Here is a 21,195-nt window from a genome sequence, read left to right as displayed (position 1 = left end):
AACACGGGACCGGAAGTCACACCTGGCGCTGTGCGTCGGGGAGCCGGCTCACGGTCGCATGCGTGCGGGAGAAACCGTGCCTATGGTCAGGAAGACAGCTTCGAGACGGGGAGCAGCCCGAACCAGGGAGCGATGATCCGAGATCCATTCCTCTGCACCGGTAGCCCTGCGTCGCGGCACAACGCGTCGAGAGGCAGCTTGTGATGCGCCGCTCTCGGCACCGGACACGGCCCAAAAGTTCGGGGACAGGGCCGGGTGTCGCGCTGGTCACCGGCGCGTCCAGCGGCATCGGGTTCGCGATAGCGCGTGAGCTCGCACGTCAGGGTCACGACGTGCTCGTCGTGGCCGACCGAGGCGTGGACGACGCCGTGCGCCGGCTGCGCGAGGACACGGACACCCGGGTGACCGGCCTCGAGGTCGACCTCTCGGTGCCCGCCGGTGTCGAGAAGGTCATCGCCCGTGCCCGGGAGCTGGAGGTGCGCACGTTCGTGCTCAACGCGGGCGTCGCCGTGCACGGAGCGTTCCGGCACGCCCCCCTGGAGGACGAGCTGCGGCTCGTCGACCTCAACGTCCGTTCCGTGGTGCACCTCGCACACCTTGTCGTCCCTGACCTGGTCGCGGCGGGCGCGGGACGGCTGCTGATCATGTCGTCGATCGCTGCGACGATGCCCGCCCCGCTCTTCGGCACGTATGCCGCGTCGAAGGCGTTCCTCCGCTCCTTCGCCTGGTCGCTGCGCCGCGAGCTCGCCGGCACGGGCGTCAGCGTGACGACGGTCCTGCCCTCGGCCACCCGGACCCCGATCTACCGCACGGCCCATATGGAACGCACACGCATCGGCCGGATCCCGAAGCAGAGTCCTACGATGGTGGCCCGCCGAGCAGTAGGCGCACTACAGGACGGCCGCGCCGAGGCCATTCCCGGCCTGCAGGCCAAGGCGATGGTCGCGATCGCCTGGGCGCTCCCCCAACCCGCACGCACGGCCTTCCACGGCTGGTTCTACGGGCCGGCCGCCCCGCCGGCCGGCCTCAGTCGTTGAGGGGGTCGTGTCCCCAGTTCATCAAGGAGTAGCGCCACCTCGTGTGCTCCACGTCCCCGTCCGGGCGCTGGGCGAGGTGCCGGTGGACGTACCCGACGACCTTGCGCATGTGCGCCTGGTCGTCCTCCGTCAGGTCGCCCTGCTTCTTGCGCAGCAGCTCCACGATCCGTCGGCCCGACCCGTGCCCGACCGACTCGCCCCCGTCGGACTGGCCCACCGACCTCGACTCGTCGCTGGCCAACCATCGCTCGAGCTCGGCCGCCGTCATGTTCACGGCCTCGTCGAACTCGCCGCTCACGCGTCGTCCCCCAGCGCGGACGGCTTGTGCACCGCGTCCTTCCCGCTCTTGTCGCTGCGCACGCGGTACTGCGGGTCGTCCTCGGAGGCCCGAACCGTCCGGCCCGCCGCCTCGGTGTCCTCGGTGATCTCCTCGACCACCTCGCCGTGCACCGTCTGCCCATGACTGGACCAGGTGACCTCGTCTCCCTGGTGGACCTCTTTCTCGTTCATGACGGCAGTCTGTGCCGTCCGGCCACACCTCGCACACGGGCGGTCGGGGCTCGTCGTGACTGTCGTCAGGCGCGCGGGCTCCCCCGGCGGCCGCACAGGCGCTCGAGCCCGTCACGAATACGGGTCTTGACTGTCATGGGTTCCACGCCGAGGTGATCGGCGACCTCACGATAGGTGAGGCCTCGGCAGTAGGCCTCGGCGATGGCCTCGCGCTGAGCCGGCGCCAACGAGTCCAGGTGACGGCGCAGGGCTCCTACATCGACACCCAGGTCGCACTTGTCCGGGTCCTGCGGGGAACGCTCGGTCCGGACGCGGTCGACGGCTCGTCGGCGAGCGATCGTGGCGACCCAGGTCCTGGCGGAAGCGTGTGCAGGGTCGTACAGTGCGGCGGTCTGCCAGACCTCCAACATGACGTCTCGAGTCACCTCGGCAGCGCGATCCGCGTTGCTCACCACACCGAGCGAGACACCGAACGCCACCGGCGCCAGTGCGTCGTAGACCGGACCGAAAGTGGCAGGATCTGCTCCGACGCACGCCACGAGCGCTGAACCGGCCGACGAGGAGCGGCTCGCGTCGTTCACGGCAACCTCCTGCGGCTCTGCTGCTCGGCTGCACGAGCGATGTTGCGCTGCATCCCACCGAACACGATGCCGTGGAACGGGCTGATCGCCCACCAGTACAGCTGTCCGGGTAGCCCGCGCGGTGAGAAGATCGCACGCTGACGAAACGTCGGTCGGTGATCGGGGTCGCCCTCGATGGACAGCTCGAGCCAGGCCAGGCCCGGCAGGCGCATCTCGGCCCGCAACCGCAGCAGCCGACCGGGGTCGACCGTCTCCACCCGCCACCAGTCGAGAGCGTCACCGGGAGCGAGGCGGTCCGGGTGCCTGCGGCCCCGCCGGAGTCCGGGGCCACCGAAGAGGCGGTCCATGACGCCGCGGGCCACCCAGCCCAGACGCCAGGAGTACCAGCCACGCGCGCCACCGATGCCCTCGATCACCGTCCACAGCGCCTCGCTCGTAGTGTCCACCTCGCTCGACCGGTCGTCCACGAGCAGACTCCCGCCGGACCAGTCCGGGTCCTCGGGCAGGGGGTCGGACGGCGCGCCGGGAGTGGAGGCGGAGACCCAGCTCGTCCGCACGTCCAGGTCGCGAATCCGGGCGAGCGCGAGCTCGACCGCCGTGTCGAAGTCGATCAGCCCCTCGGGTGGGTCCGGCACGTACTCCTTGATGTCGTGCTCCTGGGCCACGACCTCGTGCACCAGCGACCCCACCAGCGGTCGCGCGATTCCCGGCGGCACCGGGGTCACCAGACCGACCCAGTGGCTGGCCAGCCCGGGCGTCAGCACGGGGACGGCGCGGATGAGCCGAGGGCGCAGCCCGGCGACCGCGGCATAGCGCTGCATCATCTCGCGATAGGTCAGGACGTCGGGTCCGCCGATGTCGAAGCCGCGGCTGACCGTCGTCGGGATCCCGGCCGCTCCGACGAGGTAGCGCAGGACGTCGCGCACTGCGATGGGCTGGATGCGGTTGTTGATCCAGCGCGGCGCGACCATCGCCGGCAGACGCTCCGTCAGGTACCGCATCATCTCGAACGACGCGCTGCCCGAGCCGAGGATCACCGCGGCCCGCAGCACGAGGGTCGGCGCGCCGCCGTCGAGCAGGATCTGCTCGACCTCCCGACGGGACTGCAGATGGGGTGAGAGCCGCTCACCCTCTGGGTACAGGCCACCGAGGTAGATGACGCGGCCGACGCCGATCTCCCGAGCCACGACCGCGAAGCCGCGCGCGGTGCTGCGGTCGCGCTCGGCGAAGCCGGACCCGGCCCCCAGTGCATGGATCAGGTAATAGGCGACCTCCACACCGTCGAGCGCCCTGCGCAGGTCGTCGCGCGACGTGGCGTCGCCGGCCACCACCTCGACGTCGTCGGACCAGTCACGGGAGGCGATCCGGTCCGGGTGGCGGGCCAGCACGCGCACGTCGTACCCGGCGGCCAACAGCTCAGGCACCAGCCGCCCCCCGATATAGCCGGTGGCCCCGGTCACCAGGACCCGCACCTGGCCCGTCACCGGCGCGTCCGCCGTCGTTCGATCCATGCCATCGCGACCGCTCCCGCTCTTCGCTCGGCCCTCATGTGACTGATGGGATTACTAGATAGGCTAGCGAACGTCACGGCCATCGGCCTGCCGTGGCCCGAACCGGGTCGGTGGCGACCCAGGAGGAGGACCTTGTGACGAAACACCAGACAGACATGCGCACCAAGGACCGGACCCAGCAGATCGCCGTCACCGCCAGCTTTCTGGTGTGCCTGATCGGCTCCATGATCGGAGTCGGCGTTTTCGGTGGCACACCGATCGCATCCGCGGCAGACGGTGCGCTCGCTGCCGACGCCACCCTGCTCGCCCCGGCCTCCGCTGCGTTCTCGGTGTGGACGGTGATCTATCTCGGACTGGCCGGATACACGGCGCTGCAGTGGTTCCCCACGGCGGCATCCGCTGCCCGGCAGCGTCGCCTCCGGCTGCCGGTCGCCGGGACGATGCTGCTCAACGCGGCCTGGATCCTGGTGGTCCAGGCCGGTTGGATCTGGGTAAGCGTTGCGGTCATCGCAGTCCTGCTCGCGCTGCTCAGCCGCGTTCTGGTGATCCTGATGCGGTCCCGTGCGAGCGGGCCGCTGGAGCGCCTACTCGTCGACGGGACGCTCGGCCTCTACCTGGGCTGGGTCTGCGTGGCCACCGCGGCCAACGTCGCGGCAGCCCTCACCAGCTCCGGTTTCGACGGAGGCGGCCTCGAACCTGAGTGGTGGGCGGTCACGATGCTGGTGATCGTCGGCGGGATCGGGATCGCCCTGGCCGCACGGAGCAAGGGCCGCATCGCCGTGGCCGCAGCCATCGCCTGGGGTCTGGCCTGGATCGCCGTGGCTCGATGGGACACCATGCCGCACTCAGGACCGACGGCGACGGCCGCAGCGGCAGGCGCTGTCGCTGTGCTCGGCGTGACGCTCGCACTACGAGTGCGTGCCGTCCGCCAGGCCGGCGCTGTCAGTGCCTGATCCGGACCTGCGGTCGCTGGCACTGTACTCGGGGGAACCTCCATATGGTTTGGCATGACACCGGGGTGCTCCCAAACGCCGAGTTCAGAACCAGTGCCGAGCGCCCCATGCCGCCGTGCCCCACTGCCGCATTGCGATTCGAGCCGTGACACGGTTCCTGACACGGTTGCCGCCCGTGACACGCAAGATGACACGGTTGGGGCGACCATCGGCGACAACGCTTGCCCATGAGTGCCAACCGTGTCAGGCTGAACCCGAGCGGCGCAGGAATGGCGGAATCTAGCCGTTCGTACGCCATTACCAGGGCAATCCCAGCCCACTCAAGACAGCCTTGTGAGCGAGCGTCGAAACCCGCTCCACCAGCAGGGGGTTGCGGGTTCGAGTCCCGCTGGCTCCACCACGTCCCACCTGCACTGATACCCATCGGTGCAGGTGGGTTCTTTCGTTCCGGGGCTGAAAATGCCCGTCAAAGACGAAGCGGTCCCGAATCCAGCTCCGGAACCGCTCCATGCCTAGCCAGCGACCCAGCGCTGCTACCGTCCGCCCCATGAAGAGGCGCATCCATGTGGCACTCGTGACGGTCGGTGTCTACTTGGCCATCGGCGTCGTCTTCTCGATCGAGACGCAGCCCCAGCAGATGTGGACATGCCCCGATCCCTCCGCACCACACGGCATCACGACCTATGGTTACGCCAGTGACGTCCCCAGCGACGACTGCTTGCCAACAGTTGGTACCGCGGAGCGTTTGGAATGGACCGTCTTCTCTACAGCCGCCTGGCTGCCACTGATTGTGCTCAAGGGGCTGTCGAACGCCAGCCGGTGACTAGGCGGGAGCATGAGCCAGCCGATGCGCGCTGTCGCCGAAAGAGGCCGGAACGAGGCTCGACGCAGAGAACCGATGTCCGAGACGTGCCCCGCGCCAACGAATGACGGAGAACGGCTGTCATCGCAGGGCCGAGAGCCGTCGGGTGACCCGCCTCAGCGAAAACCCGTACCCCGGGCCTGTGGGATTCCCCCTAGATTTGGCCGCTTCGAGCATTTTTCACCCTCGATCGCGGGCAGAGTGCTGACAAGTCAGGACTCCTTCCATAACCTCGAACGCGAGGGGCACGCACCACCCAAACTGACCGGCCCCTCGTGATCCGAGGAGCACCGCGTGTCCCTGACCAGGAAACTCATCGGCACCGCCGCCGCGCTGACCGCAGCCTTGTCGGCCGCAGTGGTCGCGATGCCGACGGCCACCGCAGTACCCGACACCATCCCCCTCACCATCACCAACGACTCGGGTCGTGGTGACCAGGTGTTCATCTACGTTCTCGGCGAGCAAGGCGGCGAGCTGGGCTACGCCGACGCCGACGGCACGTTCCACGCCTGGCCGGACGCGGGAAGCGTCCCTGAGCCGGCGCCGGACGCGTCGATCGCAGGCCCTGCCACCGGGCAGGACGTCACGATCCAGATGCCGAAGCTTTCGGGACGGGTCTACTTCTCGTACGGCAGCAAGCTCGACTTCAAGATCGTCAACGACGGCCAGCTCGTGCAGCCGGCCGTGCAGAACCCTGACGACCCGAACCGTGACATCCTCTTCAACTGGACGGAGTACACGCTCAACGACTCCGGCCTGTGGATCAACAGCACGCAGGTGGACTTCTTCTCCGCGCCGTACCAGACGGGTCTGCGCTCCTCGAGCGGCGAGCTGATGCACACCGGCATGCTCAAGCCGGACGGCTGGGACAACGTGATCTCGGCACTGTCGCAGCAGGACGGTTGGGACGGCCTCGCGCAGACCGCGCCCGACGGCTCGGTTCTGCGGGTGCTCTCCCCCGGCCACGCCGTCGGCACGGGACAGATCGACGCCGGCATCCTGTCCGACTACGTCGACAGGGTCTGGACCAAGTACTCCAGCGAGACCTTGACCGTGGTGCCCTACGGCGACCAGCCGGACACGAAGTTCCTGGGTACCGTCTCGGGCGACACGATGACGTTCACCGACACCTCCGGCGCCCAGGTGGCCACGTTCCCCAAGCCCTCGGGCGAGTCGATCTTCGGGTGCGCCGGAGACCTGGCCGCGCCGAACGACGACGTCGGCGCCATCGCCCGCACCCTGTGCGCCGGCTTCAACCGGTCCTCCCTGCTCGACAGCAGCACGCAGCCGACCCAGGACCCTGCCGGGTTCTACCAGGACTCGGTGACCAACTACTACGCCAAGCACATCCACGAGCAGATGGCTGACGGCAAGGCGTACGCCTTCGCGTTCGACGACGTGGTCAACCAGGAGTCGCTCGTGCACGACGGTGACCCGACCGAGGCGTTCATCCAGCTCGACCCGTTCAGCGGGGCCGCCACGCCGATCGGGGGGTGACGACAGCACCGCGTAGTGCAGCACGGAGGGCCCGGCCGCAGCGGCCGGGCCCTCCGTACTGCACTGCTCAGGGGCGGGTGAAGGTCAGCTCTCCTTCTTGCTCTCCCCCGTCGGCTCGGGCTCCGCAGGCGGGACGGGCTCCGCAGGCGGGACCGTGCCGGTGACCGGCTCGTCCACAGGCGGCGTGGCCGCGCCGGGCTCCTCCAGGACCGAGCTCTCCGGCGCCGGAGCGACGGGTGGTGTTGTCCCAGGCGTCGTGGCGACGGGCTCTGTGCTGCCGGTACGGCCCTTCTGGCTCGCCTTCTGCGCCGACGACCACGCGGCGTCGAAGACCGGGGCGGCCTTCTCCTTCGCGGCGTCGAAGACAGGGGTCGCCTTCTCCTTGGCAGCCTCGAACGCGGGGCTCGCCGCCGAGTACGCCCGGACGCCGAGATCCTTGGCCGACTGCGCGGCCCTGGCTCCCGCCTCCTTGCCCTTGGCCACGGCGGAGCCGGCCGCGGAGCCGACGCCGGACGAGTGCTTCGCGCTGCCGTCCGTGTAGTCGGCGCCGGTGCCCTGCTCCCAGGGCTCCGCCCACGGGTCGGTCTGCGGCTGTGCGCGCTTCCAGAACACGTAGCCGGCGACCGCGGCACCTCCGGCGGCCAGCGCGATGAGCCAGCCCTTCCTGGAGCCCTTCTTGTTCGCCTTGTCCGCCGCGGCGGTGACGCTCTCGGCGAGTGAGGCCTTGCCCTGTGCCGATGCGGCGTTGGACGCGGCGTCGTTGAACGTGGCGACCATCTTGGGAAGCAGGTCGTCCACGAGCTTGTCGTGCGCGGAGTCGATGAGCGGAGCGGCCTTCCCCGCGACCTTCTCGACCTGGGGTGCGGCAGCCTGGAGGCTGTCCTGCCAGGCCTTCTCGGCCCGTGGCGTCAGCCAGGCGATGAAGTCGTTGACGCGGGGTTGTGCCCATTCCCTGGCGCTCGAGGCCTGGCCCCTGGCCTGTGCGGCGAGGGCCTCGGCCTGTAGTGCGGCCCTGGAGCTGACGTCGGACAGCAGGGCTGAGGCCTCCGCGGCCCTCTCCTTGACCTTCTCGGAGTCGATCTTGCTGGTGTCCACGTGATCGGTCACCTTCTTGCGGGTCATGAAGCTCCCCCCGAACTGTTCAGATACTCCTCAAGGTGCCACTCTGCCACCGCCTGCCGTTGCTGGCGAGGGCGGGCACGGAGGATGCAGCGCCAACCGGCCGCTCCGTGGGAGGATTGATACATGTTCGCAATCCTGCACACCACCTCCGGTGACATCCGCATCGAGCTCTTCCCGAACCACGCGCCCAAGACTGTCGAGAACTTCGTCGGCCTCGCGACCGGTGAGAAGGCCTGGACGGACCCGCGCACGGGTGAGGAGCGCAAGGACCCGTTCTACGACGGCCTCATCTTCCACCGCGTCATCGACGACTTCATGATCCAGGGCGGCTGCCCGCTCGGGACGGGAACCGGCGGTCCCGGGTACACGTTCAACGACGAGATCCACCCGGAGCTCCAGTTCAACGAGAAGTACATCCTCGCCATGGCCAACGCCGGCAAGCGCCGCAACCCGGTGACGGGCGAGGTCGAGGGGACCAACGGCTCGCAGTTCTTCCTGACCACCGCAGAGACCCCCTGGCTCAACGGCAAGCACACCATCTTCGGCAAGGTCGCTGACGACGCGTCCCGCCTGATCGTCGACGAGGTCGGCAAGACGCGCACGCGTCCTGGCGACCGCCCCGTCGAGGACATCACGATCACGTCCGTCACCATCGAGCCCTGAGCCACGGCGGCCACAGCGCCGCTCCGGCCGGACACCACCGGAGTACTGAGGACCGAGGGACTGAGGACGTATCGCGATGAACGACCCGGCCGCCGAGGAGCCGACCGAGGCCGCGGCTCCCGTCTGCCCGCGACACCCGGACCGGGTGTCCTACGTGCGCTGCCAGCGCTGTGGCAGACCGGCCTGCCCCGAGTGCCAACGGCCGGCGGCCGTGGGCGTTCAGTGTGTCGACTGCGTCCGGGAGTCGAAGCGGACGGCGCCCCGGGTGCGGACCGTCTTCGGCGGCGCTGCCGACAGCGCCGCCGTCAACGGTCGTCCGCTCGTGACGCTCACCATCATCGGCATCTGCGCCGTGAGCTGGCTGCTGCAGCTGGTGACGGCGGGCGCGTGGACGGAGGCGCTGTGGTTCTGGCCCTGGGGCGGCGTGATCGAGCCCTGGCGCTTCCTCACCGCCTCGTTCCTGCACTCGACGTCACCGCTGCACATCCTGTTCAACATGTACGCCCTGTGGATCACGGGGCAGTTCCTCGAACCGCTGCTCGGCCGTCTGCGCTTCGGGGTCCTGTGCCTGCTCTCCGCCGTGGGCGGATCGGTCGCGGTGCTGCTTCTCGCCGGTGACCCGGCCACGTCCGCCGCCTGGGTGACTCCGGTGGTCGGCGCCTCGGGGATGGTGTTCGGCCTGTTCGGGGCGATGCTTCCGGTGATGCGGCGGCTGGGCCGGAGCATGGGCCAGGTGCTCGTGCTGCTCGCGATCAACGGTGCCATCGGGTTCTTCGTGCCGAACATCTCCTGGCAGGCACACCTCGGTGGGCTCGTCACGGGAGCCTTGGTGGCTGCGGCCTACGCGTACGCGCCGAAGGAGCGCCGGGCCGCCGTCGCCTGGGTGGTTCCGGTCGCCGGAGTCGCGCTCCTGGTCGGCCTGGCCGTGCTGCGCTACAGCTCGCTGGGCATCCTGTGAACAACCTGCGCTGCCTCGGCGTACCCGCCGAACCCGTGGAATCAGGCCGATCTGCACACGTGGCGTCCGGCCACCACTCTCTTTTCCCCAGCTTTACCCACAGCTGTGGATAAATGGGGACACAGTGCCGCGGCCGCTTCGGTGCGGCCGCGGCACTGTCACTTCCAGCGGGTCGTGAGACCGAAACCGACGATGATCAGGCCGAAGCCGACCGCGAGGTTCCACTGGCCCAGCTGCGGGATCGGCAGACCCAGCTCGGAGCTCGTGAGGTAGAACGTCACGATCCAGACGAGGCCGAGGATCATGAGGCCGAGCATCACCGGGGCGAGCCAACGCGGGTTGGTCGCCTCTCCGGGCAGGCCGACCTTGGCCTCGGACTTCTCAGCCTTGGGCGTGGCCTTCTTCTTGTTGCGGGACTTCGACTCGGGCACGAGGCGGGCTCCTGTCCTGGTGTGGTCGCCCGACGGGTGTGCCGAGCCGACGTCTGCTTGCTCGTGGACTAGCGTAGTGGTCCACAGGCCGCAGTCGTGACCAGACGCGTCCGCGGGTTTGTCGAATCTTGCAGGAGGGACGCGGTGACCGGAGCCCAACCGACCCCTGCGGGGCCCGCGCCGGGTGGAGCGCGGAGCTTTTTCCGCGCCGCGATGCACACGCGGTGGCGCTCCTGGTTCAGCGTGGGCGCGGTAGCCGTGCTCGCGGGCCTCATGTTCAGCGCGAGTGCGCGGCTGGCCGACGGCGGGGGTGCGGGCACCCGCGATCCTCAGGACCTCTCGCAGCTGGTGGACGCCGAGACGGCTCGGGTCACAGAGCTGACGGAACGCACCAGCGAGCTGGACCGCGAGATCGAGACGCTCAGTGCGCACGCCGGCACCACCGTGCCCACGCAGGACCGTGACCTGGTGGAGCGCGAGGGCGTGGTGTCCGGGTCGGCGCCGGTGGAGGGGCCGGGGCTCACGGTCACGCTCGACGACGCGCCGTCGACGTCCGTCGGTGCCGGGCCCGGCGGTGTGGAGCCGCAGCCCGACGACCTGGTGGTGCATCAGCAGGACCTGCAGCACGTCATCAACGCGCTGTTCGCGGGCGGAGCCGAGGCGATGACGCTGCAGGGCGAACGGGTGACCTCCACGTCGGCCTTTCGCTGTTCCGGAAACATCCTTCTGCTGCACGGCAAGGTGTTCTCACCCCCGTACAAGGTGACGGCAGTCGGAGACCCGGCGAAGATGGAGAACGCACTGACGAGCTCCGAGGGCGTCCAGACGTATCTCGAGTACGTCGACTGGGTCCATCTGGGCTGGGATGTGCAGCGTAGCGACCACCTCGACCTCCCCGCGTACGGCGGCGGCGGTCTGCAGTATGCGACGGTTCCCGACGGTACGGAGGTCTTTGGATGACCCACGCGCAGGCCGGCCACAACGTGCCGCTGCCACAGGAGGTCTTCCCCATCGCGTATCAGCGCGGCCCCTCCGGCATGGGGCCGCGCAACGCGCGACGTCCGTCACGCGGCTCGGCGGCACCCATGCGCCCCGTCGCCTGGCTGATCGGTGCGCTGGGCGAGCTCCTCGTCACCGCCGGCGTGGTGCTCGGTCTCTTCGTGGTGTGGCAGCTCTGGTGGACGGACGTGGAGGGCGCGCGCGCCCAGAGCGAGATCATCGCGGAGATGGACTGGGAGTCCGCTCCGGAGGGCCCGGCGACGGCCACGGAGAACCACGGGCCACCGCCGGTCATGAAGGAGCCGGAGGCCGGTGGCCTCTTCGCGCAGATGTACGTCCCGCGCTTCGGCGACGACTATGTGAAGCCGATCGCCGAGGGCACGGACAAGGCGACGGTCCTCGACACGATCGGCATCGGCCACTACGTCGACACCGCCATGCCGGGAGCGCTCGGCAACTTCGCCCTCGCGGCGCACCGCACCACGTACGGCAAGCCGTTCAACCAGATCGCGGAGCTCAAGAACGGCGACCCGGTCGTGGTCCGCACCGAAGACACCTGGTACGTCTACAAGGTGACGGAGTCGAAGATCGTCTACCCGCAGAACGTCGAGGTGATCGCTCCGGTGCCCGGCGTGACCAGCGACCAGCCCATGCCCGAACCGACCAAGCGGTTCATCACGCTGACCTCCTGCCACCCGATGTTCTCCGCGACCGAGCGGTACATCGTGCACGGCGAGCTCGAGTACTGGGCGCCTGTGGGCGAGGGAAAGCCGAAGGAGCTGGTGAGCTGATGTACGCGCTGCTGTGGCGGGCCATCCCCGGGCCCGGTTGGTTCAAGTTCCTCGTCTGCCTCGTGCTCGTGTTCGGGGTGGTCGCCGTGTGCTTCACCGAGTTCTTCCCCTGGCTCAGCGACTACATGCCGTTCAACGAGACGACGGTCGGCGCGTAGCATTCCTGCATGACGCGCATCCTCGTCGTCGACAACTACGACTCGTTCGTCTACACGATCGTCGGCTACCTCGACCAGATCGGCGCCCGGACCGTGGTGGTCCGCAACGACGCCGTGCCCTCCCCCGACGCCGACGGCCGGTACCGGTACGACGGCGGTGACGGTTCCCCCGTGCCGTACGACGGTGTGCTCGTGTCGCCAGGTCCCGGGACGCCGGCGGAGGCCGGAGCCTCCGAGGACGTGATCCGCGCCTGTGCCCGGTCCAGCACCCCGATGCTCGGCGTCTGTCTGGGACACCAGGCCCTCGCCGAGGTGTACGGCGGGAAGGTGACGCACGCGCCGGAGCTCATGCACGGCAAGACGAGCCAGGTGTTCGCACAGGACAGCGGCCTGGACCGGCCCAGCGTCCTCGCCGGTCTGCCCACGCCGTTCACCGCCACGCGCTACCACTCGCTCGCCGTGACGCCTGACAGCGTGCCGGCGGAGCTCGCGGTGACCTGCGTGACGGATTCGGGCATCGTGATGGGCCTGCAGCACCGTGAGCTGCCGCTGCACGGCGTCCAGTTCCACCCCGAGTCGGTGCTCACCGAGGGCGGGCACCGGCTGCTGGCGAACTGGCTCGAGGCGTGCGGGCTCGAGGGCGCCGTGGAACGGGCAAAGGGAATGGCGCCGCTGGTCACCTCGTGACCACCGACGCCATGCCGGTCCCGCGCTGACCGAGGTACCCGGTCAGCGCAGGACGCTACGGGAAGATGGGGCCACCCTCGCCCTCACCCTCTCCGTCTCCTTCGCCCTCGCCGCCACCCTCACCGGTGTCGCCGGCGGGGCCGGTTGACATGACGAGGCCGATGTAGGCACCCTCCTCGACGGTGGACCCGGGCGGCGGGTCCGAGCTGATGACCCGTCCGGCCTCGATGATCTCCGAGGGCTCCTCGGACGTCGCCTCGCAGGAGATCTTCACGCCGGTGCACGCGACCTGGGCCTCCTCGAGCGTCTTGCCGACGAGGTCGTTGGGGACCTGCGTCTCCTTGACCTCTGGTGCGGTGGCGAGGAAGACATCGACGTAGGAACCCTGGTCGACGTCTCCGGTGGGCTCGGTGCGCACCACCAGTCCCTCGGCCACCTCCTCGCTCGGCTCGTCCTTGAACGCGTAGTTCAGGCCGACCTCCTGGAGCTGCTGCTCGGCGGCCTCCCGGGACAGGCCTGCGAGGTTGGGCACGGTGACCTGGCCGGTCGAGAGGTACAGGGAGACCTCCGAGCCCTCCTGCACGGTCTGCCCGGCGCTGGGCTCGCTCTTGGTCACCATGCCGGCGGGGACCTCGGGGCTGTTCTCGGACTCCGTACCGCCGACCGTGAGGTTGTCCTCCTCGAGCCGGCTCCGGGCGTCTGCCTCGGACAGGCCGCTGACGTCCGGGATCGTGACCTGGCCAGGGGCGCCGGCCACGAAGACGGTGACCGTCGAGTTCTCGGAGACCTCCGAGCTGGCGGGAGGGTCGGTCTCCCCCGTCGTCCTGCCCTCCTCGAGGTCCGATTCCTTGTCGATCGCCTGCTCGAACGTCAGGCCGGCCGCCTCGATCTGGCCGCGGGCCTCCTCGGCGGTCAGGCCCTCCTCGATCGAGGGCACCGTGACCGTCGTCGGCTCCTGGTTGGCCGCGTTCTCGATCGCCATGGCGATGGCGATGGCCGCGACCGCGGCCAGGGCGATGCCGAGCAGCCACCACAGGAGGGCCTTGCTCTTCTTCTCGGGCTCCCGCTCGCCGCGCGTCGGCTGTCCCGGGTATCCCCCACCGGGCGTGACCGGGCTCTGCTGCGCGGTCGCCGGACCCCAGTTCGCCTGGGTCGGCGACATGACCTGGGTGGCCCCGTAGGCGGGCTGGCCGGCGACCTGGGTCGCACCCATCATGGCGCCCACCATCGGCGCGCTGATCTGGCCGCCGCGCATCGCGGCCTCCAGGTCCCGGCGGAACTCGGCGGCCGTGCTGTACCGCTGCTCGCGGTCCTTGGTCAGCGCCTTGAGGGTGATGCGGTCCAGCACGTCGGGGACGTCGGTGGCCACCTCCGACGGGCGCTGCGGCTCCTGTCCCACGTGCTGGTAGGCGACGGCCACCGGCGAGTCGCCCTGGAAGGGCGGGCGCCCCGTGAGCAGCTCGAACAGCATGCAACCGGTCGAGTACAGGTCCGAACGGGTGTCCACCTGCTCGCCACGGGCCTGCTCGGGGGAGAGGTACTGCGCGGTGCCGATCACGGCGTGGGTCTGCGTCATGGTCGCGGCGGAGTCCGCCATGGCGCGCGCGATGCCGAAGTCCATCACCTTGACCGCACCTGTCGGCGTGATCATCACGTTCGCGGGCTTGATGTCGCGGTGCACGATGCCGGCGTGGTGCGAGTACTCCAGCGCGCTCAGCACACCGACGGTGATCTCGACGGCCTCCTCGATGGGCACGGCGGCGCCGTCGGTGAGGATGTCGCGGACCGTATGACCCTCGACGTACTCCATGACGATGAACGGCACGTGCACGTCCTGGCCGGAGGCATCCTGGTGGATGTCCTCCCCCGTGTCGTACACGGCGACGACCGCGGGGTGGTTCAGCGCGGCGGCCGACTGCGCCTCGCGTCGGAAGCGAACCAGGAAGGACGGGTCACGGGCGAGGTCCGAGCGCAGCACCTTGATCGCCACCGTACGGCCGAGTCGGGTGTCGTGGCCGATGTGTACCTCGGCCATGCCGCCACGGCCGACCAGCTCACCGACCTCATAACGGCCGGCGAGTACGCGGGGCGTGTTCTCCACCACTCATACGTCCTTAGATGTCGTGGCCATCTGCCTCAGGGCATACGGCTCGTTGAAAAGCATCATCCCAGAAGCGGCGACTGCGGCCGCTGCCGGGGGATTCAGCGTTTCGGCGTAGATTTCGGAGGAACCCCACGGCTCCTGCAGAGCGCTGTTGTCGCCACCACCGGTGACGAGCGTGATGATGAGCACGGCCAGCAGCAACGCGACCAGTGCGACGAGCGGCCAGGACACGCGGACACCGATACGGTCCTCGATCCCGCCCACCCAGCGTTGGACGTCCGACGACAGACTCCGTCGTCTCCCAGGGTGCCCTCCCGAGCGTCCCTGCGGGGGGACCTTTCGCCCGTCCTGGCGTGTCGAGTGCAGATCACGGCGCGACGGGTAGGACCGCGCACCATTTCCCGCGCCGTTGCCTGCCGCGATGCCCGACGGCGGGGGAACGTACCCGGCACCGTGCGGACGGCCGGAGGCGTCGGTGCCGTACGTGCCGGACGTCGTGCCGTAGCCCGCCGAGTCCGTTCCGTACCCGGCCGAATCAGTGCCGTACCCCGAGGAGTCCGTTCCGTACCCGGCGGAGTTCGTGCCGTACGGACCTGATCCGGGACCACCGGCCGGCGTACCCGGCGCAGGCGAGTACGGACGCCCATAGGCGTCCGTCCCATAGGTGCCCGAGGTCGTGCCGTAGCCGGCCGAGTCCGAACCGTACGGTCCCGAGCCATAACCGCCCGCGGGCGTGCCGGAGCCGTTGCCGCCCGCCGGCGAACCCTGCTGCGGGCCGGGCGGCGCCGACTGCGCGTTCGCGACCGTCGTGTGCCGGCCGCCGTTGCCCTGGCCGAACGGCGCCGGACGCCGCGCGTGGGAAGGACCGGGCTGGGGGGCGCCGTTGCGGCCGTTGCCCGTGCGCTGCGGGCCGGACGGCTGGCCGTCACGGCGCGTGCGGCGCGCGAAGCGCGAGCTGCCGAACGGGTCTTCCGCGATCTCGGCGGCGAGCACGTCGAGATGCCGTGCGAGCTGGTCCGCCGACGCGATGCGTTGCGCGGGGTCCTTCTCCAGCATCTTCGTGATGGTCTCGGCGAGACCCGGATGGACCGACGTCGGCAGCAGGGGTACCGGTGCGTTGACGTGCGCGATCGCGATGTCGACCGGGGTACGGCCCGTGAAGGGTCGGCGGCCGGCCGTGGCCTCGTAGGCGACGACGCCGAGCGCGTAGATGTCGGACGCTCCGGTGGCCGACTGGCCGACCGCCTGCTCGGGCGACAGATACTGCGCGGTGCCCATGACCATGCCGGTGGCAGTCATGGGCACCTGGTTCTGCGCTACCGAGACCCCGAAGTCGGTGATCTTCACGGTGCCGGAGTGCTCCAGCAGGATGTTGCCCGGTTTCACGTCGCGGTGCACCACCCCGGCGAGGTGAGCGGCGTGCAGACCGCGAGCCGTCTGCGCCAGGATCGGGAGGAGCCGGGCCGGCGGGAGCACCGGTTCCCGCTCGAGGAGGTCGGCGAGCGGTTCGCCCAGGACCAGCTCCATGACGAGGTAGCCGGCTCCGCGCTCCTCGCCGTAGTCGAACATCTGCGCGATGTTGGGGTGAACGAGGGTCGACGAGTTCCGTGCCTCCGTGCGCAGGCGACGAAGAAAGTCCTCGTTGCCCGTGTACTCCTCACGGAGCACCTTCACGGCGATCTCGCGCGCGAGCTTCTCGTCGCGCGCTACCCAGACCTCGCCCATTCCGCCCATGGCGATGCGCCGCACCAGCGTGTAGCGCTCACCGAGCGACAGACCCTCGACCGGTCTCATTTCGAGATCGCCGCCTGCATGATCTGCGCGGCGATCGGGCTGGCGAGGGCGCCACCCGTGGACTCGTCGGTGGACTGTCCCTCGTTCTCCAGCACCACGGCCACGGCGACCTCAGGGTCGGCGGCCGGTGCGAACGACGTGAACCACAGGCTGGGCGAGCGCGGGTCGTCCTCGGCGGTACCGGTCTTGCCGGCCACCTCGACGCCCGAGATCTGCGCACCCGTGCCGGACCCGTCGTTGACGACATTGACCATCATCTCGGTGAGCGCGTCGGCGGTGGACGACGAGAACGGGCTCTTGTAGCGGCTCGGCTTGGTCTGGCTGACGAGCTCGAGGTCGCTGTCCCGCACGCTCTGGATGAGGTACGGCTCCATGAGGTCGCCGTCGTTCGCGATGGCGGCCGACAACATGGCGACCTGGAGCGGCGTCATGCGGAGGTCGCCCTGGCCCATGCCCGAGAGGGCGATGCGCGCGGCCGCGTCGTCCGTGGCGGTCTCGGACAGGCCGGGGTACGAGCCGACCGAGGTGGACATCGGGATGTCGATCGACTCGGTGAAGCCGAAGTCCTGGAACATCTGCTGCATGCCGTCCTTGCCGACCTCGTCGGCGAGGTCGAGGAACGCGGTGTTGCAGGAGATCCGCATGGCCTCCTTGAGCGGCATCTCGCCCGTGTCCGAACAGCTCGTGCCGCCGTAGTTGTGCACCCTGCCGCCGTCGCCGGTGGTGCCGGGGAGCTGGTAGACGTCCTCCGCCGGGATCGACGTGTCCGGGGTGATGCCCTCGTACTCGATGGCGGCGGCCGCTGTGAGCAGCTTGAACGTGGACCCGGGCGGGTAGGTGGCGTTGATCGTGCGGTTGATGGTGGGCCCGTAGGGGCTGAACCGCTCCTCGCCGTCGACGGTGTTGACCTGCGGCTTGTCGTTGATCAACGCCTCGGAGTTCGCCTTGACCTCGGCGGCGTCGTGCACGGCCAGCGTGTTCGGGTCGTACGACGGCTTGGAGACCATCGCGAGGATCGCCCCGGTCTTCGGGTCGAGGGCCACCGCAGCGCCGGTGTAGTCACCCAGCGCATCCCAGGCGGCCTTCTGCACCGCGGGGTCGATGGTGAGCTCGACCGAGGAGCCCTGTGCCTCCTCACCGGTGATGAGGTTCTGCAGGCGGTCGAGCCACAGCGAGTCGTCCTCGCCCGCGAGGTAGCTGTTCGCGTACCGCTCCATGCCGGTGACCGTGCCGTTGATGGCGAAGTAGCCGGTGACGGGTGCGTACACGCTGGCAGCTCCGCCGTCGCCCTCGGAGTAGGTGCGCTGGTACTTGAAGTTGTCGTCCACCGGCACGGAGGTGGCGATCGCCTCGCCGCCGCTCACCACGATGGGTCCACGGTCACGGGCGAGGGCGCTGTAGATGCCGCGCACGTTCCTCGGGTGGTCGTTCAGCTCGCCGGCCGCGACGAACTGGATCCAGGAGGTCGACACCATCAGGGCCAGGAACATGACCAGCACGACGGTCGACAGGCGGCGCAGGGTCGCGTTCACCGGTCCACCCCCCGCACGATCTGCGTCGCGTCGTCAGGGGTCGAGCCTCCGCCGGCCCCGGCTTCGGTCTCCGCCTGGACGGGGGTTCCGCCTCCCACCTCGATGGCGCCGCCGCCCACCACGGCGGGTGCCGGGTCGGCGAGCGCGCCGCGGGTCGGCAGGGCCGAGGGCCGTCGGGCGGCGTCGGAGATGCGCAGCATGAGTGCGATGACTATCCAGTTCGCGAGCAGGGACGATCCACCCTGAGCCATGAACGGCAGGGTCAGGCCGGTGAGCGGGATGACACGGGTGATGCCGCCGACGACCACGAAGAGCTGCAGGGCCATGACGAACGCGAGACCGCCGGCGAGGAGCTTGCCGAAGCCGTCGCGCACGCCGATCGCGTGCCGCAGGCCGCGCTGCACGATCACCAGGTAGATCAGCAGGATCGCGAGCAGCCCGGTCAGGCCGAGCTCCTCGCCGAGGGCGGCGTAGATGAAGTCGGAGAAGGCGAACGGCACGTACTGCGGGTAGCCCTCGCCCCAGCCCGCGCCGAACATGCCGCCGTAGGACATGGCGAACAGGCCCTGCACGAGCTGGTAGGACGCCCCGTTCATGAGATCGGGGTTGAGCGCGTCCAGCCAGATGTTCACGCGGAGCTGCACGTGGCTGAAGATCGACCAGGCCACGACGGCGCCGGCCGCGAACATCGCGAGGCCGATGACGATCCAGCCCACCCGGTCGGTGGCGAGGTAGAGCATGCCGACGAACAGGCCGAAGAACAGGAGCGACGTACCGAGGTCCTTCTCACCGATGAGGACGGCGAGGGACACGGCCCAGACGATGAGGATCGGGCCGAGGTCGCGCAGGCGCGGGAGCTGCAGGCCCATGAACTTCTTGCCGGCCAGCGCCAGGGTGTCGCGGTTGGCGACCAGGTACCCCGCGAAGAACACGGCGAAGGCGATCTTGGCGAACTCGGCCGGCTGTGCGGAGAACGGGCCGATGAAGATCCAGATCTTCGCGCCGTTGAGCTCGCGGCCCAGACCGGGGATCAGCGGCAGGATCACCAGCACGATGCCGACGATCATCGCCGTGTACGTCAGGCGGCGCAGGCTGCGGTGGTCCTTGATCAGGAAGAGGACCACGCAGGCCACGATGATCCCGAGCGCCGTCCACATGAGGTGGCGTGACGCGTTGGCGCCGTCGATGTCGACGAGGTCCTGTCGCAGGATCGTCGCCATGCTCACGCTGTTGAGGAGGATCACCGCGGGCAGGATCACCTGGTCGGCGTACGGGGCACGCAGCCGCAGCACGATGTGCGCGGTGAAGGCCAGGGCGGCGAGGACGATCGAGTAGGTCCAGAAACCCTCGGGCAGGCCGTCCTCGAGCGAGTAGCCGACCATCCACATGCCGCCCATGCCCAGCGCGAGCGCGACGACGATCAGGACGGCTTCCGCCACGCGAGACGGGGCGTTCTCCTCGGGGCGGAGCGCGCTCATCCGTTCTTCTCCTGGTCGGAGTCGTTCGACGACTTCTCCGACTTCGGTGTGGAGCGGCCGTCGGGCTCGTCGCTCGTGGTGGGCTCGGGTGACTGGGTCGGCGAGGGCGACGGCGTCGGCTCGGTCTCCTCGGTGGCGTCCGCGATGAGGCGGTCGGCGCGTCCTCTGGCGTCCTCGAGCGACGTGGCACGGATGCTCTCGTGCACCCGGTTGGCGACGAACTCCGGCAGCTCGTCGACGCGGGTTCCGGTGAGCTCGACCGGGGTCGAGAAGGTCAGGGGGCCCGCCGTCGCGGGGATGCCGCGGAACACGGCGACCTGACCGTCCGACTCGCCGACGTAGTACTGGGTCTGGGTCCAGCGAAAGCCGCCCCAGCCCGCGAGGCCGAGTCCGGCGATCACCAGCAGCACACTGAGCACGGTGAGCCAGACGCGCTTCTTGGGCGCGGACTCCTCCTCGTCGACCTCGTCGTCCAGGTCGTCGTCCGGCTGGATGTCCGGCTGGTACTGCTCCTCCTCGGTGCCGCCGGCGAGCATGGCCTGCTCGAGCGTGTCGGCGAGGCCGTCCTGCGCCATGGCGTCCGGCAGCACGGTCACCGCGACGGGGGACGTGGCGGGCTGGCCACCACCCGGGACGGTGGACCGGGTGAAGCTGGTCACGGTGTCGCCGTCGAGGTCGGCGCCGGGCAGGGAGGTGGGTGACGCCGGGTCCCCGCCGCCCGCGGTCACGCCCGCGAGGGCCGCGGAACCCACGATCTCCGGGGTGACGGTGGCGGCGGTCGTGGCCGCGGCGGCCTCGTCGAGGACGTCGGCGACGACCACCGTGATGTTGTCGGTGCTGCCCGCTCGCATGGACATCGAGACGAGCCGCTCGACGGCGTCGTGCGGCGTGGTGACCGAGACGAGGACCTCGGCGATCTCGTCGTCGGGCACGAACCCCGACAGGCCGTCGGAGCAGAGCATCCAGCGGTCGCCGGGCACTGCCTCGCGGATCGACAGGTCGGGGGTGAGGTCCAGGTCGAAGTCGCCGAGCACCCGCATGACGACGTTGCGCTGCGGGTGGGTCTCCGCCTCGTCGGGCGTGATGCGGCCGGTGTCGACCAGGTGCTGCACGAAGGTGTGGTCCACGGTGACCTGCGCGAGGGTCCCGTCGCGCAGCAGGTACGCGCGAGAGTCGCCCAGGTGCGCCATGGCCAGCGTGTTGCCCGACTTGAGCAGTGCCGTGACGGTGGTGCCCATGCCCGCCAGGTCGGGGTCGGCCGTCGTCGCGTCGACGAGGTCCTGCCGTGCGCGGTCGATGGAGCGTTCGAGCTCGGACATCGACTGGTCGGAGCTGTGGTCGGGCCGGTCGAGGCCCACCAGGGCCGCGATCGTCAGCGCGGACGCGACGTCGCCGCCGGCGTGCCCGCCCATGCCGTCGGCCACGACGAGCAGGTTGGGCCCCGCGTAGGCGGAGTCCTGGTTGTTGGAGCGGACGAGGCCGACGTCGGAGCGCGCGGCATACCGCAAGGTCACGGTCACGTGATGG

The 21,195-nt window shown here is 69.7% G+C and carries 21 protein-coding genes; 10 read left to right on the top strand and 11 right to left on the bottom strand.

The features are described from left to right. Window positions 1-203 precede the first annotated feature (203 nt). Entirely contained in the window at window positions 204-1,037 is an 834-nt protein-coding gene (locus ACYVK7_RS16445; RefSeq protein WP_460888798.1) for an SDR family NAD(P)-dependent oxidoreductase, read from the top strand. On the opposite strand, the gene ACYVK7_RS16440 is transcribed toward ACYVK7_RS16445, so the two are convergent. The 4 genes from ACYVK7_RS16440 to ACYVK7_RS16425 form a co-directional block, all read right to left on the bottom strand. Next, window positions 1,027-1,335 (bottom strand): DUF3140 domain-containing protein, encoded by a 309-nt coding sequence (locus ACYVK7_RS16440; protein WP_460888797.1) that lies wholly within the window; start codon window positions 1,333-1,335, stop codon window positions 1,027-1,029. The two genes, ACYVK7_RS16445 and ACYVK7_RS16440, sit on opposite strands and share 11 nt — an antisense overlap. Further along, on the bottom strand, window positions 1,332-1,547 hold the full coding sequence (locus tag ACYVK7_RS16435; protein WP_460888796.1) for a hypervirulence associated TUDOR domain-containing protein: 216 nt from the start codon (window positions 1,545-1,547) through the stop codon (window positions 1,332-1,334). The genes ACYVK7_RS16440 and ACYVK7_RS16435 overlap by 4 nt, the downstream gene beginning before the upstream one ends. Before the next feature lie 65 nt (window positions 1,548-1,612). Further along, window positions 1,613-2,128: a sigma factor gene (locus ACYVK7_RS16430; RefSeq protein WP_460888795.1), complete on the bottom strand. Its 516-nt coding sequence runs from the start codon at window positions 2,126-2,128 to the stop codon at window positions 1,613-1,615. Then, a complete protein-coding gene (locus ACYVK7_RS16425) occupies window positions 2,125-3,639 on the bottom strand; it encodes an SDR family oxidoreductase (RefSeq protein WP_460888794.1) in 1,515 nt (504 codons plus the stop codon). The genes ACYVK7_RS16430 and ACYVK7_RS16425 overlap by 4 nt, the downstream gene beginning before the upstream one ends. Window positions 3,640-3,794: 155 nt before the next feature. Between ACYVK7_RS16425 and ACYVK7_RS16420 the strand changes: the two genes are divergently transcribed. The 3 genes from ACYVK7_RS16420 (at window position 3,795) to ACYVK7_RS16410 (ending at window position 6,951) form a co-directional block, all read left to right on the top strand. Beyond that, window positions 3,795-4,592 carry a tryptophan-rich sensory protein gene (locus ACYVK7_RS16420; protein ID WP_460888793.1) on the top strand — a complete coding sequence of 266 codons (798 nt, stop codon included), beginning with the start codon at window positions 3,795-3,797 and terminating at the stop codon, window positions 4,590-4,592. A 547-nt stretch (window positions 4,593-5,139) separates the two neighbouring features. Beyond that, complete coding sequence (locus ACYVK7_RS16415; protein WP_460888792.1) at window positions 5,140-5,415, top strand: hypothetical protein; 276 nt, start codon at window positions 5,140-5,142, stop codon at window positions 5,413-5,415. Between the two features lie 333 nt (window positions 5,416-5,748). Then, on the top strand, window positions 5,749-6,951 hold the full coding sequence (locus tag ACYVK7_RS16410) for a beta-1,3-glucanase family protein (protein WP_460888791.1): 1,203 nt from the start codon (window positions 5,749-5,751) through the stop codon (window positions 6,949-6,951). Window positions 6,952-7,035: 84 nt separating this feature from the next. Here the strand turns inward: ACYVK7_RS16410 and ACYVK7_RS16405 are convergent, their stop codons facing one another. After that, window positions 7,036-8,073: a hypothetical protein gene (locus ACYVK7_RS16405; RefSeq protein WP_460888790.1), complete on the bottom strand. Its 1,038-nt coding sequence runs from the start codon at window positions 8,071-8,073 to the stop codon at window positions 7,036-7,038. Between the two features lie 123 nt (window positions 8,074-8,196). On the opposite strand from ACYVK7_RS16405, the gene ACYVK7_RS16400 reads away from it, so the two are divergent. Next, complete coding sequence (locus tag ACYVK7_RS16400) at window positions 8,197-8,736, top strand: peptidylprolyl isomerase (protein WP_357465327.1); 540 nt, start codon at window positions 8,197-8,199, stop codon at window positions 8,734-8,736. 76 nt (window positions 8,737-8,812) lie between these two features. Continuing rightward, window positions 8,813-9,694 (top strand): rhomboid family intramembrane serine protease, encoded by an 882-nt coding sequence (locus ACYVK7_RS16395; protein WP_460888789.1) that lies wholly within the window; start codon window positions 8,813-8,815, stop codon window positions 9,692-9,694. A gap of 158 nt (window positions 9,695-9,852) precedes the next feature. Here ACYVK7_RS16395 and ACYVK7_RS16390 read toward each other — a convergent pair whose 3' ends face one another. Then, window positions 9,853-10,125, bottom strand: a complete 273-nt coding sequence (locus ACYVK7_RS16390) for a cell division protein CrgA (RefSeq protein WP_460888788.1) — start codon at window positions 10,123-10,125, stop codon at window positions 9,853-9,855. A 144-nt stretch (window positions 10,126-10,269) separates the two neighbouring features. Between ACYVK7_RS16390 and ACYVK7_RS16385 the strand changes: the two genes are divergently transcribed. Genes ACYVK7_RS16385 through ACYVK7_RS16370 form a run of 4 tightly spaced genes read left to right on the top strand, consistent with a single transcriptional unit; the run spans window position 10,270 to window position 12,760 of the window. Continuing rightward, window positions 10,270-11,085, top strand: coding sequence for a DUF881 domain-containing protein (locus ACYVK7_RS16385; RefSeq protein WP_460888787.1), 816 nt, complete (start codon window positions 10,270-10,272; stop codon window positions 11,083-11,085). Next, a complete protein-coding gene (locus tag ACYVK7_RS16380) occupies window positions 11,082-11,915 on the top strand; it encodes a class E sortase (RefSeq protein ID WP_460888786.1) in 834 nt (277 codons plus the stop codon). The genes ACYVK7_RS16385 and ACYVK7_RS16380 overlap by 4 nt, the downstream gene beginning before the upstream one ends. After that, window positions 11,915-12,073 carry a hypothetical protein gene (locus tag ACYVK7_RS16375; protein WP_377182768.1) on the top strand — a complete coding sequence of 53 codons (159 nt, stop codon included), beginning with the start codon at window positions 11,915-11,917 and terminating at the stop codon, window positions 12,071-12,073. The genes ACYVK7_RS16380 and ACYVK7_RS16375 overlap by 1 nt, the downstream gene beginning before the upstream one ends. Before the next feature lie 9 nt (window positions 12,074-12,082). After that, window positions 12,083-12,760: an anthranilate synthase component II gene (locus tag ACYVK7_RS16370; RefSeq protein ID WP_460888785.1), complete on the top strand. Its 678-nt coding sequence runs from the start codon at window positions 12,083-12,085 to the stop codon at window positions 12,758-12,760. A gap of 55 nt (window positions 12,761-12,815) precedes the next feature. On the opposite strand, the gene pknB is transcribed toward ACYVK7_RS16370, so the two are convergent. Genes pknB through ACYVK7_RS16345 form a run of 5 tightly spaced genes read right to left on the bottom strand, consistent with a single transcriptional unit; the run spans window position 12,816 to window position 21,188 of the window. Continuing rightward, complete coding sequence (gene pknB, locus ACYVK7_RS16365) at window positions 12,816-14,864, bottom strand: Stk1 family PASTA domain-containing Ser/Thr kinase (RefSeq protein ID WP_460888784.1); 2,049 nt, start codon at window positions 14,862-14,864, stop codon at window positions 12,816-12,818. Next, on the bottom strand, window positions 14,865-16,658 hold the full coding sequence (locus ACYVK7_RS16360) for a protein kinase domain-containing protein (protein WP_460888783.1): 1,794 nt from the start codon (window positions 16,656-16,658) through the stop codon (window positions 14,865-14,867). Next, complete coding sequence (locus ACYVK7_RS16355) at window positions 16,655-18,190, bottom strand: peptidoglycan D,D-transpeptidase FtsI family protein (protein ID WP_460888782.1); 1,536 nt, start codon at window positions 18,188-18,190, stop codon at window positions 16,655-16,657. The genes ACYVK7_RS16360 and ACYVK7_RS16355 overlap by 4 nt, the downstream gene beginning before the upstream one ends. Next, window positions 18,187-19,668: an FtsW/RodA/SpoVE family cell cycle protein gene (locus ACYVK7_RS16350; protein ID WP_460888781.1), complete on the bottom strand. Its 1,482-nt coding sequence runs from the start codon at window positions 19,666-19,668 to the stop codon at window positions 18,187-18,189. Before ACYVK7_RS16350 ends, ACYVK7_RS16355 begins: the two co-directional genes overlap by 4 nt. Continuing rightward, window positions 19,665-21,188, bottom strand: a complete 1,524-nt coding sequence (locus ACYVK7_RS16345; RefSeq protein ID WP_460888780.1) for a PP2C family protein-serine/threonine phosphatase — start codon at window positions 21,186-21,188, stop codon at window positions 19,665-19,667. The genes ACYVK7_RS16350 and ACYVK7_RS16345 overlap by 4 nt, the downstream gene beginning before the upstream one ends. Window positions 21,189-21,195 lie beyond the last annotated feature (7 nt).

It is taken from the genome of Promicromonospora xylanilytica (genome assembly GCF_054782895.1).
The sequence above is the reverse complement of the archived record's forward strand: the minus strand, read 5'-3'. Positions and strand labels throughout refer to the sequence as shown.